The sequence below is a fragment of the Sphingobacterium siyangense genome (genome assembly GCF_007830445.1).
Taxonomy (GTDB): domain Bacteria; phylum Bacteroidota; class Bacteroidia; order Sphingobacteriales; family Sphingobacteriaceae; genus Sphingobacterium; species Sphingobacterium siyangense.
This window is the reverse complement of sequence record NZ_VLKR01000004.1, coordinates 25,432-40,059: the sequence shown is the minus strand read 5'-3', so window position 1 is coordinate 40,059 and position 14,628 is coordinate 25,432. Positions and strand designations below refer to the sequence as shown.

General features: G+C 38.0%; 15 protein-coding genes. 10 read left to right on the top strand and 5 right to left on the bottom strand.

The annotated features are described in order from the left end of the window. The first annotated feature begins 67 nt into the window (after positions 1–67). Positions 68–1,219 carry an iron-containing alcohol dehydrogenase gene (locus IQ31_RS05425; RefSeq protein WP_145327366.1) on the top strand — a complete coding sequence of 384 codons (1,152 nt, stop codon included), beginning with the start codon at positions 68–70 and terminating at the stop codon, positions 1,217–1,219. A 153-nt stretch (positions 1,220–1,372) separates the two neighbouring features. Here IQ31_RS05425 and IQ31_RS05420 read toward each other — a convergent pair whose 3' ends face one another. Both IQ31_RS05420 and IQ31_RS05415 read right to left on the bottom strand, forming a co-directional pair. Next, the gene (locus IQ31_RS05420; RefSeq protein ID WP_145327365.1) at positions 1,373–1,786 is read right to left on the bottom strand and encodes a hypothetical protein; all 414 of its coding nucleotides are present in this window, start codon (positions 1,784–1,786) and stop codon (positions 1,373–1,375) included. Between the two features lie 12 nt (positions 1,787–1,798). Beyond that, entirely contained in the window at positions 1,799–2,578 is a 780-nt protein-coding gene (locus tag IQ31_RS05415) for an AraC family transcriptional regulator (RefSeq protein ID WP_145327364.1), read from the bottom strand. 92 nt (positions 2,579–2,670) lie between these two features. Between IQ31_RS05415 and IQ31_RS05410 the strand changes: the two genes are divergently transcribed. The 6 genes from IQ31_RS05410 (at position 2,671) to IQ31_RS05385 (ending at position 8,515) form a co-directional block, all read left to right on the top strand. Continuing rightward, positions 2,671–2,922: a hypothetical protein gene (locus tag IQ31_RS05410; RefSeq protein ID WP_145327363.1), complete on the top strand. Its 252-nt coding sequence runs from the start codon at positions 2,671–2,673 to the stop codon at positions 2,920–2,922. Next, complete coding sequence (locus IQ31_RS05405) at positions 2,909–4,243, top strand: TolC family protein (RefSeq protein WP_145327362.1); 1,335 nt, start codon at positions 2,909–2,911, stop codon at positions 4,241–4,243. Before IQ31_RS05410 ends, IQ31_RS05405 begins: the two co-directional genes overlap by 14 nt. 10 nt (positions 4,244–4,253) lie before the next feature. Continuing rightward, complete coding sequence (locus IQ31_RS05400; protein ID WP_145327361.1) at positions 4,254–5,300, top strand: HlyD family secretion protein; 1,047 nt, start codon at positions 4,254–4,256, stop codon at positions 5,298–5,300. A gap of 2 nt (positions 5,301–5,302) precedes the next feature. Then, the gene (locus tag IQ31_RS05395) at positions 5,303–6,892 is read left to right on the top strand and encodes an MFS transporter (protein WP_145327360.1); all 1,590 of its coding nucleotides are present in this window, start codon (positions 5,303–5,305) and stop codon (positions 6,890–6,892) included. A gap of 273 nt (positions 6,893–7,165) precedes the next feature. After that, positions 7,166–7,753, top strand: a complete 588-nt coding sequence (locus IQ31_RS05390) for a Crp/Fnr family transcriptional regulator (protein WP_145327359.1) — start codon at positions 7,166–7,168, stop codon at positions 7,751–7,753. A 54-nt stretch (positions 7,754–7,807) separates the two neighbouring features. Next, positions 7,808–8,515 carry an MBL fold metallo-hydrolase gene (locus IQ31_RS05385; RefSeq protein WP_145327358.1) on the top strand — a complete coding sequence of 236 codons (708 nt, stop codon included), beginning with the start codon at positions 7,808–7,810 and terminating at the stop codon, positions 8,513–8,515. Between the two features lie 90 nt (positions 8,516–8,605). Here IQ31_RS05385 and IQ31_RS05380 read toward each other — a convergent pair whose 3' ends face one another. Further along, a complete protein-coding gene (locus IQ31_RS05380) occupies positions 8,606–9,076 on the bottom strand; it encodes a DinB family protein (protein ID WP_145327357.1) in 471 nt (156 codons plus the stop codon). Between the two features lie 124 nt (positions 9,077–9,200). Here IQ31_RS05380 and IQ31_RS05375 point away from each other — a divergent pair, with 124 nt between their 5' ends. After that, positions 9,201–10,841 (top strand): hypothetical protein, encoded by a 1,641-nt coding sequence (locus tag IQ31_RS05375; protein ID WP_145327356.1) that lies wholly within the window; start codon positions 9,201–9,203, stop codon positions 10,839–10,841. Positions 10,842–10,992: 151 nt separating this feature from the next. Here the strand turns inward: IQ31_RS05375 and IQ31_RS05370 are convergent, their stop codons facing one another. Together IQ31_RS05370 and IQ31_RS05365 are read right to left on the bottom strand one after the other, a co-directional pair. Continuing rightward, a complete protein-coding gene (locus IQ31_RS05370) occupies positions 10,993–11,670 on the bottom strand; it encodes a hypothetical protein (RefSeq protein WP_145327355.1) in 678 nt (225 codons plus the stop codon). Positions 11,671–11,944: 274 nt separating this feature from the next. Then, entirely contained in the window at positions 11,945–12,424 is a 480-nt protein-coding gene (locus tag IQ31_RS05365; protein WP_145327354.1) for a hypothetical protein, read from the bottom strand. Positions 12,425–12,698: 274 nt separating this feature from the next. Here IQ31_RS05365 and IQ31_RS05360 point away from each other — a divergent pair, with 274 nt between their 5' ends. Then, positions 12,699–13,445 (top strand): nucleotidyltransferase domain-containing protein, encoded by a 747-nt coding sequence (locus IQ31_RS05360; RefSeq protein ID WP_145327353.1) that lies wholly within the window; start codon positions 12,699–12,701, stop codon positions 13,443–13,445. After that, positions 13,442–14,509, top strand: coding sequence for a DNA polymerase beta superfamily protein (locus tag IQ31_RS05355; protein WP_145327352.1), 1,068 nt, complete (start codon positions 13,442–13,444; stop codon positions 14,507–14,509). The genes IQ31_RS05360 and IQ31_RS05355 overlap by 4 nt, the downstream gene beginning before the upstream one ends. Positions 14,510–14,628: the final 119 nt, after the last annotated feature.

Genomic DNA, 14,628 nt, shown 5'->3' with positions numbered 1-14,628 from the left:
TAAGTAAAGTATAACATTTGGCTTCTTGGGCATAGTAACTTTGCATCAGAAATTTAATGTAAAATATATGAGCAAGTTATTTGTTGCCAGCGAAGTATTCCACGGGACTGGTACATTGTCGGAATTGAAAAATCTAACTGGAAAAAAAGCCATCATCGTAACTGGTGGTCAATCCATGAAAAAAAGCGGAACTTTGGACCGTGCCATAAGTTATTTGACCGAAGCAGGATTGGAAACTGCTGTTTTTGACGGTGTCGAAGAAGATCCATCATCAGCGACAAGCCTTCGAGGTGCTGCAGTGATGACTGATTTTCAGCCTGATTGGGTCATCGGTCTAGGAGGTTGCTCGGCAATTGATGCGGCAAAGATGATGTGGGTGTTTTATGAATATCCCGATGCAAATTTTGAAGCGATGACCCAACCTTTTAACGTTCCAACATTGCGTCAAAAGGCTAAATTCATTGCCATTCCATCAACAAGCGGTACAGGTACGGAAACCACAGGATTGGCTGTGATCACTGATCGGGAAAAAGGGGTGAAGTATCCAATCGTATCGTATGAATTGACGCCGGATATCGCTATTGTCGATGGAGAAATTTGTGCCACGATGCCTGCACATATTACCTCCAATACTGGTCTAGATGCTCTTACACACTGTGTGGAAGCCTATGTGTCCAACATCGAAAATAACTATGCCGATGCCTTGTCGAAAGGGGGACTGGAAATTGTTTTCGAAAATCTGGAAGAGGCGGTCAATAACCCGACAAACATTAAAGCACGCCAAAATATGCACGATGCATCTTTTATGGGCGGACTGGCTTTCAACAATGCCTGGTTGGGTATTGTCCACTCTCTCTCGCATCAGGTTGGTGCACTCTACGGCGTCCCTCACGGAGCTTCCAATGCGATATTCTTGCCTAATGTGATCCGTTTTAATCAAACATCTACAACAAGATATCCTGATTTGGCTAAACTTGTCGGTAGAGATTCGGCCGAAGGATTGGCACAGGAAATTGAAAAACTAAGAGCTGCGGTCAACAATATTGGCTCCCTTAAGGCATTTGGCATTTCCAAGGAAGACTGGGAAAAAAATCTGGATTATATGGCCCAAAATGCTTTGCAAGATCCATGTACTGGCTTTAACCCGCGTAAGCCTAGCCTACAGGACTTAAAAGACCTTTATAGCGCTTGCTACGAAGGTGTGATTTACGAGAATTAATCGAACAGACCACAGAAAGCGGTTGTAGCGAAAGTGCGCAATCGCTTTCTTCTGAATAAAAAGCACTGCTCCAGCTGAAACCGCAACCAATGTCTTATAAACGAAACTAAGTTTCAATCGTTTAAAATAAAAGATGCTGTATCGATAAAGATGCTATCGATTGAGGGTGATCGCCATTTTGTCTTCTTCGGGCATGGACATGACCAGTACTTGGGGAATAAAGCAATACGCTATTCCATCAATCTTCGAGATATCCATATCGACATAGTTAATCATGGATTCAATTTTAACCCCGTATTTTATAAGAGAAGAATAAAGTTCTTTGGTCACCTTTGTTGCTTGCTCAATGCCGCCCATGCTTTCAATTATACGGGGCGATGTTTGACTTAGAATACCTTCGATATCTCCGGAAATAGACGCTTTTGTCATGGTTGAAAGTGCTTCCCTAAGCTGCGGATCTTTTTGAGCAGAGCTTATATGGTGAAAAATAGTAAATAATGTAATTAACAAAAATGTTCTTTTTCGCTGAATGTTTTTAAACTTGTTGAACCAATTGTTGCTTTGCATAATGGAAAGAGGCTATTTCGTTTTAAATTCCGTAGGTCTCATATTGGTGAGCAGATAAAAGTTATTGCTAAAAGCCGCTATATTTGAATAGCCAATCTCGTAGGCAATCTCAGTCATATTGAAATCTGTATCGTTGATTAATTCCATTGCCTTAATAATTCGTAGCATTTTTAAGTACTGAACAAATGTAATGTGCAATTTATGCTGGAATAATCTGGTGAGACTGCGAACACTCATTCCAGATTGCTGAGCAATCATCGCTAAACTTAGATTTTCATTTAACCGATTTCTAAAACTGTCGATTATGGTATTGAGCCTTTGATCGTCTGTTGTAGGAAGTTGTATGGAGAATTTTTTGAGATTTTCTTTTGATAATACGCCTTTCAGCGTATTTAAAAATTCATACTCCCACGAACCTTTGTAATAATCACCTTGCCACTTCTCACTAAATGAGAGCATTTCTGCCAGGAGCTTACTCACTGGATAAATGCCCAATTCCTCATAAAAATTACCAGCACTTTCTTCCGGAAAATAGATATTGATAATAAACAGGTCCTGAGTATTGAACATCAGGTTGTGCCGATAATTTTTTGGTATCCAAATATAATGATTTGAGGGAATATAGAAGTCCTTTTCGTCAGTCTGCAAGTAAGCAATTCCGCCATAAACTAATAACAACTGAGCTTTATTGTGCTGGTGAGCAGGCAAACGCTGCTCCGTTTGCTGTCGCATAACGAGGATTGAATCAGGGTTTTGATCAACAATATGTATTATTTGATTAAGAATTTCCATGTGGCCAAATTTAATAAATATTAGGCTAATTATATGAAATCATACTTCGTCATGCTGGATAATTTTGCAGTATAAATAAGAGTAAAGTCATTATGAAACATAAAATCATAACATTTCACACAGATTTTAAATTTGAAAAACAAGCTCAAAAGTCTGATAATAAATCACATCATTCAGATGAAGAAATTGACAGTGCAAATATCTTCTGGTTTGCTTATGGGTATAACTATGCTTTTATGCCAATGGTAGATTTAACTTTTGCCTTTGATGAATTGAAAGAGATCGTAAAACCATGGCTAGCAAAAGGAAAGAAAAATATAAAGAAAACTGATGAAACAAAATAGAACAGTCCCGATTTTGGGCATATTGTTAGCCCTATTTGTACAATCACTCTATGCCCAGCATATAGAAAATGCGCGGGTATTGAGTTTGGAAGAAATTTGGAAAGTAGCAGAAACAAATAACCGTCAACTGAAACTATCCGACCTAAATCTCCAGCAGAGCAATTTAGAAATATTGGAAGCGAAAGACCGTTTGTTGCCGGAGCTTTCGGTTGGTGGAGATGCAAAACTCAATTCCAAATTCCTGATCTATGACAATGGATTATTTTCTTCTCCACAGGATGTGCCCGTAAAAGGTTATGGTTACGGCGTGGGTTACAATCTGAACGTCAATCTCTACAATGGTGGTAAAGACAAAAGAAACATTGTCATGAAAAAGGAAGAAGCGGTACGCATACAATATGAAGTTGATCTGCAAAAGCACAGTGTAAAATACAATGTTGCAGCTGCTTACTTTGATCTATACAAGTTTCTGCATTTCCATGATTTTCTTGATGCAGAAATTGGTGCAGAAAAAAAACAACTGGCACTCGTAGAAAGCCTGCATAAAAACGGCACTGTGCTAAAGAGCGATGTACTGAGAACCTCCGTAAAATTAGCGCAACTGGAGCTCAGCCTTTCTGATGTTACGAAGAAGATTGAAATCGCTAAACAACGGCTCAATATTCTGATGGGGCGTGAAAATGATGCTGAGCTGGCAATAAAATACCAAGATACAATCGAGTTAAGCGCTATCACTGAAGGTGACTATGAGGATTATGTAGACATCGCTTTTAACAAATCGCCGGAATACAAGATAGCCTATAGCGCTGTCAAATTGAGCAAAATGAACATCAAGCAGGTAAAAGCGACGCTGTTACCTAAAGTCTCCTTGTATTCAACTTACAATTACACCTATCCGCAGATTTCATTCTATCCGTATTCCAATGATTTATGGGGATTTGGTCAGACAGGGGTTAAAGTCCAGTTTTCTATAGATAATCTATACAAAAGCAAGCATTCCATCGCTCATGCCCAAGTGGTCAGTAATGAGGCAAGAGAAAAAGCGAACATTAAAAAAGATGAAATCTATCTTCAGGTAAAAGATGCCTATTTGCAGCGGCAACAGGCTTTGGAGAGCATGGAAACAGCGGAGCAAAATATCATTAAAACCGCCGAAACTGTTCGTGTTATCAGAAGTAGCTACATAAACCAGGAATCACTTCTTACCGATCTTCTAGAAGCCGAAAATGCTTTACTGGAAGCTAAGTTTAATCTGACAACGGCACAAACAAACGTCAAACTTACGCATATCAGGCTATTGGCAATTATCGGAATTCTTTAATACAAATATCATGAACGAAAATAAAACAGATAAAATTGTTGTAAACCTAACCAAATGGTTTGGTATCACATTATTCGTAGGAATCATTATTTGGGCAGCAGCTTATTTCTTCGAGGAATATCGCTATGAACAGACCAACGACGCTCAGATTGATGCCTATCTTTCCCCGATAAACGCAAAAGTAGGGGGCTATATCCGTAAAATATATTATAAGGACAATCAGCAGATTAAAAAGGGCGATACCCTTGTGGTGATTGAATTGGATGAGTACTGGCTGAAAAGAGATGCTGCGTCTGCAGAACTCATGAGCTCACAGGCAAAATTACCGATCTTGGCGGCAAGCGAAGGAACGCAGGTTAAAAGTATTGCAGTCATCAAAGCCCAATTGGGAGGTGCTAAAGCGCGATTGAACCAGCAGCAAAAAGAATTTGACCGGTATAAAAATTTACTGGCGGACGAATCGACCACACAACAAAAATTCGACAACATCAGTGCTACTTTATCCATCACCCAATCAGATTATGACCAGACAAAAGCTTCTTTACAGGTCGCCGAATCTAAACTAAACGATTTCAGGGTGCAGCGCAATGCCATAGAGGCAGAGATAAAGATAAAAGAAGCACTTCTCGAAAGACAGGAATTGGATATTAGATATACCGTTATCACAGCACCTTTTAATGGACAAATCGGGAAGAAGACCATTCAGGCGGGACAACTGATACAGCCCGGACAGACATTGGCATTCTTGGTGAACAGAGCCGAGGAAAAGTGGGTAATAGCAAATTTTAAGGAAACACAGATTGGGAAGTTCAAAATCGGTCAAGCGGTATCTGTTGAAGTCGATGCTTTTCCAAATGAAAAATTCACCGGTACAATCGAGTCCCTTTCGCCAACCACAGGATCCCGTTATTCGCTGCTTCCGCCAGATAATGCTACCGGTAATTTTGTTAAAATCATCCAACGTATTCCTGTTCGGATTAAACTGACCGATATGTCCGAAAAATTAACTAAGCTTTCTGCCGGAATGAATGCGAATGTTTACGTTTTAAAAAACTAACGATGCAAGCACATAAAATACCAATTTTTAAATCCTGGGTATCAGAATGGATGGCAAGGTCCGTCATATTTGCTATTCTCATGAGCAGTCTGTTTAGTTTTGCCTTTTACGGAAGTCCGGTTGCTGCGATGGGCTTTTACGGAATACAAGCTACCGATGTACAATATGGTATGGTCGTTATTTATGGTTCTACCGTAGCTTTTCTGGCTCTGGATTTTAGAATCGTAAAATATTTCGCACCAAGGGAATATCTACTGTTGGCACTTGCGGTAAATGCACTATGTGCTGTGGTCTGTTTTTATTTAAGAGATTGGACATTATTTGTTTTCTGTCAATTTTTGCAGGGTATTACCTGTGCATTGATGTCGGGAATTGTGTTACAGCTTATTTTTCCACGGTTACAGTCTGTACGTGCCCGTGTGATTGCTTATAGTCTCCTTTATGGCAGTATACAAATAGCTGTACCATTTTACTCTATCTATATCAGTGTCATCATTCATTTCTTTGATTTCAACTGGATATTCTACGGATTTATTATTGTAGTCATTATGCTGACAAGTGTTGTTTTACTTACCATGAACAGTAAGGCCCGGTTTACCAGAAAAATACCACTGTATCAAGTGGATTGGATAGGCTATTTGTTTTATGTGTCTTTTATCTTGATCGTTGGATACATCCTTGTGTACGGACGACAATTGGGATGGTTTGATAGTTCATTAATCAGCACACTTTGTTTAGTTAATTTAATTATTCTTTCTCTTTTTATTAGCAGAGAATTGAAACTTAAGCGACCATTAATCAATTTACAGATCTTTAGAACAAAGAATTTCGTTATTGGACTTTTGCTTCTTTTTACCTTTTATATCTTTAAAGGAAGTACTGGGCTTGCCTATGGTTACCTTGAAACGATTTTAGGAAACCATCCACTGAGTACCATTCCGATATGGATTGCTGTAATTGCTGGAACTGTTTTGAGTATGTTTATCATTTCCCGATTTGTCTTGATGGGTTATAACCTGATCCGGATGATTATTGTTGGTTTTGGGTTGATGGCAGTATATTATGCCTATATGATACTATTTGTTTCTGTACAGGGCGAAACAGCCGATTTCCTTCTGCCCATGTTTATTTATGGTGTGGCAACAGGTATATTGTTTGTTCCAATTGTTTCATTTGCGGCATCGTCAGCGCCTTCCAAAATCGCCGTCAATGCCTCTCTGATTGGTATATTTTCAAGGTTCATAGGCTTTGCAGCTAGTCTAGCACTTAATAACGAGCTTCAATTATTTACAAAATCATCCGTAAGGGAAAAGGTGCGGGAATCGCTCACCGAAACCAGCGCTCAATTGCCTGTTACCTTACTGGATATTCAAAACCAGTACATAAATGCAGGCAGCGATATGTACACGTCAAAAACAGTATCTTCCGGCTATTTTAATCAAATGATCGGTCAGCAGATATTGGCTCGCGCTATCAGGGATTATTATGATCTGATGTTGACAGGTTTGATTTTTGTCATGATTATTCTGCTGCTCTTGCCTCAAATTCAACATGTTGTTTTGAGATTAAGAAAAGGAAATGTTCCTTATTAAGATCTTGTAATTTCAGAAATTATCAAAGCAAAGTATTATCCAATTCCAAGGTCGGGATCGAACACTTGGCGCATGAGCCTATGGGCTACAAGATTACGCAACCGATTTCGTTTGAAAGAAATTTTCTGATCCCAAATTTTATAAATAATTTGTTTTAATGACGCGTTTTTAGCAGTCAAACGTGTTAATGCAATTATTCTTAATTTTGTATGCCGGATTTGGTATAGGCTCCAAATTTTTTAAGATCAGCAATAGAGGACAAAATAAGATGATATGACGGATGTGCTCGAAAAATATCTATTCTCGATAGGGATGTTGTCGGCTGACGAGATAAATTTTTCTGTTCAGTTCTTCGAACCACTTGGTTTGAAGAAGGGTGATTTTTTTATTCGTGTGGACGAACCCTGTCGTCATGTTGGATTCATATCCTGTGGTGCGGTAAAAGCATATGCTATTGACAGGGAAGGTAAAGAAAATATAACCTGCTTTAAATTTGAAAATGAATTTGTAACCTCTCTCCCTGAGTTTGTCGCTCAGGAGAAATCCAGAAGGAGCATGAGGGCTGTGGAAGATAGTATGATCCATAGGATAAGCTATACTGATTATCAATACCTGCTTGGTCAAGTGACTTCTTGGCACAAGGTTATACAAGCTGTGATGGAACGGGAATATAGCCAAAAGGAACAATATCTCCTGAATTACAATAATAAGTCAGCTCTGGATAAATATCACCATGTTCTTTCGAATGAACCCAAGCTCGTTCAGCGCATAGCGACACAGGACCTGGCATCCTATTTGGGTATTACACAGAGATCTCTTACACGGGCGAAGGGACAAATACACAGCCCCAAAGTATTATAGGACAAATGTCCTTATGTATTTCTGTTCAGTGATATAGATTTGCACAAAAAAGCTATGTTACATCAAATTGCCCAAGAAGTGTTCCATGTTCCATTGATGCCACGAAACAGTATCAACTGCTATATCGTAGAGGGTGTATTAGTTGATTGTGGGATACGAAGTTCATACAATGTGCTGAAGGATGCCCTTCAGAAAATACCTGTGCACCAACATGTACTTACGCATGCGCATGCAGACCATCAGGGCTGTAGTGATCAGCTCTGTGATGAGTTTGGAATACCTTTACGTTGCCATGGAAATGAAGTATCTAGGACGGAAACAGCTATGGTAACCAATGACTATCCAAATCCCAAACATTGGATTGCAAAACTTCAACAAAAATATTGGGCAGGACAGGGCCACAAAGTCGACGGTACACTCGTTGAAAATGATAGCATCGGAAACTTTCGGGTCATAGAAACGCCAGGTCATTCAAGCGGTCATATTTCTTTATTTCGTGAGCGAGATGGTGTATTGATAATCGGGGATGCCGCTACAAATATGAACCTGCTCACAACAGTGACTGGCCTAGGGCCCCCTCCAAAAATATTCACGTCGGATCAACAGCACAATATTAGATCGCTTCAGAAGTTGGCAGGACTGAGTCCCTCCATCATATGTTTCGGTCATGGCCCGGTGATGCGAAATACGGACCGAAAGTTTGAGCAATTTGTAGCGGAATGTGTATCGTCGTTTAATTCGCGAACCACGGCCCCTGTATGAAAGTAAAAAACAAAATAAGAAGTTCCTTATTTCTTGCGATGCTCTAGTGAATTTTTCAAATTCAGGACTTTTATGAAAACTGGGAACATCTTATTGCCTAAGAAGTTTTAAGTAAGTTAATATTATTCCGCTGTGCTCGGCTTCGTGAAAGTTAGCCGCTTGAAGTGCTTGGATGTGATTATTAATGGAGAAGCCAATTGGTAAGCTGAATGGTTGGTATTCAACAAATATACCCGATGCTAAATCTTTACTAAGTTGGTTTACTGTATAAAGCAATAGATGTTTCATTTCATCAAGGTCTGGCGTATTTTTCCATGTATGCGGTGCAGTTCCAATTTTGAACGTTTCCATAAAATCCTGTGATATATGCATTGGAAGTCCACTACGCATATACATATGTCGCTGTTGGGAAGTGATACAGTGACCAATTTGCCAAACGATATTATTGTTAAAGCTTTCTGGAATCTTAAATAGTATGTTATTATCAACTGTTTCCATTAATTGTAATAACCTGGTTCTGCTGGCTTTTAAAATTTCAAATTCAAATAATTCATTCGTCATAGTATTGGTTAATATTTTAAATTAATTTAATAAACTCATTGTGAATTTCATCTGATATACATATATTAACGAGTAAATATTCAAAGTCCAGTTAATAAATATTCTAAACCAAAATCTTGTAATTATGATCTATCTCAAGCTAAATATACACTATAAGATTTTGGTATTTATTTTTTTTCTTTCTAGCTGTACAACTGTAAATAGACCAATAGCTAAATTAAATAAGTTTACTCAAGGGCTAATGAATCAATTGACAAATGATTCATTAGGATTAAAGATTGATTTCTATGGGAACGCAAACCTCGGATCTAAGTATATAGATTTAAAAGATGTCATGTCTGTTTTTCGAAAGAGAAAAATAAAGTTTCCATCAAAGAATATTGTTTTGTGGGGTACATATGATGTGACAAGAAACCCGATGTATTTTGTGGGTAGCTTGGAAACTTTTTTAGATGTCTCAAAGTTCACTGCAGATACTTCTATGTATCATTGCATTTATTATCGAAGTATTCAGAAAAATAGAGATAATATAATAAGTAGTGTAGCGATCCCGTATAAAAAAGATTCATTTCTTTTGATTAGCGAGGTTAGGACGGAGATCACCGATATGCAAGAAAGTGTTAAGGATGTTTTAAACAGCATAAAAACTTCCTACAATTCTTTGGCTTACGGAGCAAAATTTGCCGAACAAAAACCAGATGAAGAACCCGATTATTTTAGTATAGCTGAATCAGCTTTTAAAGACAGGGGATATGTTAACTATGTATATCCAAGAGATACCTTAGAAAAGCTTGTTCTGCAAAACGAAAACAGCCAATTTGCGAACGAGTTATTTAAATCATATAGTTCGTTTCTTGGTGAAAGTGTTCAATATGATAGCGCGACTAAACAAGAACAACAAGCAGTCGAAAAAGCGGCTATTACAATCGACGAGATAGTCGAAAAAATTAAGGCACATCGAGTGCTTATGTTTAACGAGAATCATTTACAACCACGCTGCCGTTTGTTAATCAATCTTTTGCTACCAAAACTTTCCAAAGAAGGTTTTAATGTTCTTGCTTTAGAAAGTCTATCTGAAGATGAAGACCGGATTAATAGATTGGGATTCCCAAATGTTGAGAGTGGATTTTACACTAGGGACCCAAATATGGCGAATCTCATTAGAACGGCAAGAATTTATGGCTTAAAAGTGATTGGCTATGAAGATTTTGGCAATGCAAGTCAAAGAGATCTCCAACAAGCTAAGAATCTTATTCAAAAAAGTGAAATCGCTACAAAAAATCAAGTTAAAGTTATTGTATTAGCCGGGGGAGGACATATTCACGAGGGGGATACTGGAGAAAATAAAAGTATGGCTCAGTATTTTAAGAAACTGACTAAAATTGATCCCTATACGATTAATCAAGTTAAATTTTTAGCTATGCAAGAAATTAACGATTCAATATACTTTATGGATAACAAGGTGTTGAATGGTAATGACTTGTATTTATCAAATAATCTGAATAGCGATAAAATAGTGATTGGATCAAATGATTTAAATCGAAGATATCGTCTATCGAGTACTGATTCGACCAAATCAGGCAAATCTGCCATTTACATCTATCATGAAAAGGAATATCAATTGGATAAAACAGCGATTCCAGTTTACTTGTCACTTTCCAAAAAGGATTCGGTACAGATAGAGCTTCCAAAGGGAATGTATAGATATCTTAAGAGAGATCACTATGGGGCTATAATTCATCAAGAAATTATTGAAGTGGAATGATAAACTGATATGAGTTTTGGTCAGAAGAACTGGAAGCGCAACTTGACAATACTTCTTCATTTAAATCATATCAATCTTGAAGGGTAATTCGAATAGATAACCAATAGTTAAACTTAGGAGTCCGCTTTTAAATTTAGGTATTAAAATTAAATTACTCAGCGATCATCACCTTTTCCTCCTTGATATTATTTAGAAAATCCGTGTATTTTATGGGTAGCTTTTTTCTATGGTAATAAAAATAGAAGTCAAATGAGCCCCCGATGATTCCCTTATCCGGAGCATATACAAATCGATCAATTCCTCGCTCAAAATCATAATTATACTCATGTTGTGTCCAATCTACATAGGTCCAAAACTGATATCCCGTTGCATGCTGTGCTAAGGTAATTTTTTTGGATAGATATTCTCTTCTGTCCCGGGACCAATCTAAAAAGGAGAGCGGGGCTTCACCTATCCGATATAAAGGGAATTGTAAACTAGGATAAGCGCCTTTAAATATTTTTTCGAATAGAAGTACACTATAGGCCGAATCTTGTGTATTGATAGTCCCTAAGACATTCGTAAAAGCTTGCGGACGATTGCGGACTGCATAAAACTGTAACAAACAATACTTTGGTGCATAATAAGTATCTCCTTTTTTTATAATTAGCTTATACGCATTAAAATACTTTGTTGTTTGCTTCACAGTGGTGTTGAAGTACGATAACGTATTTTTTTTATGAAGCTCTTCCAGATCTTTAAAGTTAATCATCGAAGAACGTACAGTATCAGGGTTGATTTCATACCAATCTTCTGAACCATCTAAATCAGGTAGAATGGAAAATAGCATGATATTATAATCATGTTGTCCATTATATATACCCTTAATTACCGATAAACGTCTGTACCCTACTCATTACATTAAAAAGATGCACTTCACGCTTGATCTTATATAACGGATAGGTGTTTAACCTAAAGGATGACGTTACGAACTCCTTGCTATCTTCTTCAAAAAGGAAATATTTGGTCTGACTAAATCCTTCAGTATAGAATAATAGGTAGATAATGATCAACCAAATTTTAAGGCACTTTGTTCTAAGCTTAACAATGTTCATTTTTGACTTTTATTTGAATTCACCATCCCATTTTAAAGTGATTCTGTTCCCCGCATTGGTCTCGAATTCTAAAATTTCTCTATTCCCATATTTTTTGGTTACCAATGTTCCCTTGGTTACGTTGATTCTGTCGGTTTGTCCGTAATCTTCCTCTAATTTATAGGATACATCTATAGCATTATTTTTCACAATCATTGAGACAGAATTGATAAAATAGATGCCAGAAGAAAGTTGATTGTTACGGGTAAAGAACAGTAATTTTATGCTATTTTTACCAGTCGCAGAGCTAAAAGTGTACAGATGATTTATTCCGTCTACTAGCTTACCATCAACAATTAGATTTCCGATCGATGTTTGTTTAGATCCCTTATCAAAGGCATAAATAGCCTTGTCTATTGTAATTGTACCTATGCCGTTTTCTTTTTCTTCGTTTTTTTTACATCCGATAAAAAAAGAGACTATAAAGATGACTGGAAATAAAAATTTCATATATGGTTTTATTGGGAAACTCAAATCTATATATTATGGAGTATTAATGCAAGTCGGTGTTTTAGGTTTGACGAATGGAAGAGTTGCTACCTTATGCTACGCAATCTATCTGCGTACTTTTATATTCCTATGTAAGGCTCGATTTTTTTAAGAAAACTATCTGACTGATATAGAGTGATCTCCTGTTGTTTTTATACTCTTTTTTTACTGCGCAAAAAGGCTTCAGTATCGCAATCGATCTTTGTGTTAATGAAAAATTAAAAAACACCAAGAAATGAAAGCACAGATCATCAAAAAGCTAATGGAAATAGAAGCGAGCGAAGGAATGCGTATACTTTTCGCCTGTGAATCAGGAAGTCGGGGTTGGGGTTTCCCCTCTATCGACAGTGATTACGACGTACGTTTTTTTTATGTGCGAAAAACGGAGTACTACACCCGCTTGTTTCCGCTGGCTACCGAAATGCGATTTCCAATAATCGATGACCTCGATATGGTAGGCTGGGATCTCTTTAAAGTACTCACATTACTGTATAAGAGTAATGTGAGTCCATTTGAATGGATACAGTCGCCAGTCGTCTATTACGAGTTTAACGGATTCAAAACAAGTTTTATGACAATGATCGGAAATTATTTTGACGCACGTAGGCACGCCCATCATTATTTAGGGATTGTCCGTAGCAAAATTGAAGATCTCCAACGAGAAACGATGAAGCTCAAGAGCTTATTTTATATCCTAAGATCTTTACTTGCAGCAGACTGGAATATCACCTATCGCAGTTATGCGCCTATGACATTGGCAGAACTATCCGTATTATTGCCTGATGTTGTAAAAATCGAAGTGTTGGAAATGCAGCTGTTGAAGAGTCAAGTAGATGAGGGGTTTATATACAACTGTTCAGCGACCATAAGGAATTATATTGAAACAAGATTAATAGATTTAGCGCATCAAGTAAAACAGGTTCCCGTATCCGTATCGGATAAGGAAGGACTGGAGAATTACTTTAAAACCGTATTAAGATGACTATAGACGAACTTCGAGATAGCGGGCTGATCCTGTTTGAGAGCGTTGTCGGTAGCCGGGCATATGGATTGGCCACAGCATCTTCCGATACCGATATCAGGGGGGTGTTTTATCTGCCCCTGGAATATTACTTGGGCGGTCAATATATTGCGCAGGTTGCAAATGCAAGCAATGATGAAGTTTACTATGAGCTTGGGCGCTTTGTGGAGCTTCTTTCAAAGAGTAATCCTAATGTATTGGAGCTTTTGGCTAGTCCTACCGATTGCATACTATACAAAGATCCTCTGTTTGATCAATTTAAAATGCAGGATTTTATCACCCGAGAGGCCGCAATGACCTTTGCGCAATACGCTATGGTACAGGTGCGGAAGGCAAAAGGATTGAACAAGAAAATCAACAATCCGATGGATCGAGAACGTAAAAGTTTGCTGGATTTCTGCTTTATCATAGCTGGTAGTGGTAGTTTATCGTTAAGAGCTTGGTTAAGCAAGCAGTTGTGGAAACAGGAAAACTGTGGTTTGGCGAAGATCGAACATGCAAAGGGGATGTATGCCCTGTATTATGATGAGACCCAGACTTTGGGTTACAAAGGCATCGTTGCTACACCAGAGAGTACTGAGGTTTCCTGCAGTTCTATCCGTAAGGAAGAAACACTTTGTGCGTACCTCTTTGTTAATCACGAAGCTTACTCTTCGTATTGTAAGTCCTATAATGAATATTTTAGTTGGGTTTCAGAACGCAATGAAGCGCGCTTTCGAGGGACAATGAATCACGGGCAGGGCTATGATGCCAAAAATATGATGCATACAATACGTCTATTGCAACAGGCAAAAGAGATTTTGTCTAAAAGTGAACTACAGGTACAACGTTTCAATAGGGAAGAGCTCCTGCGCATCAAAAATGGTGCTTATAGCTATGATGACCTTTTTGTCAGGTCGCAAACGCTCTTTCAGGAAGTGCAGGAACTCTGCTTGCACAGTTTACTTCCGGTAGTGCCAGATCAGGATAAGCTAAGGCAGCAATTGGTTGACATGCGTAAGCAGCTTTATCAGATCAAGCTTTAATTCCTAATGCAAGGATCTAATCAGTTATTCCAAATGATCTTACGAACTTTAAATTAGATCGAAGACCAAAACCGGTTAACTTTTAAGTGGACATATTCGAGCATAAAGCGGACATTTGT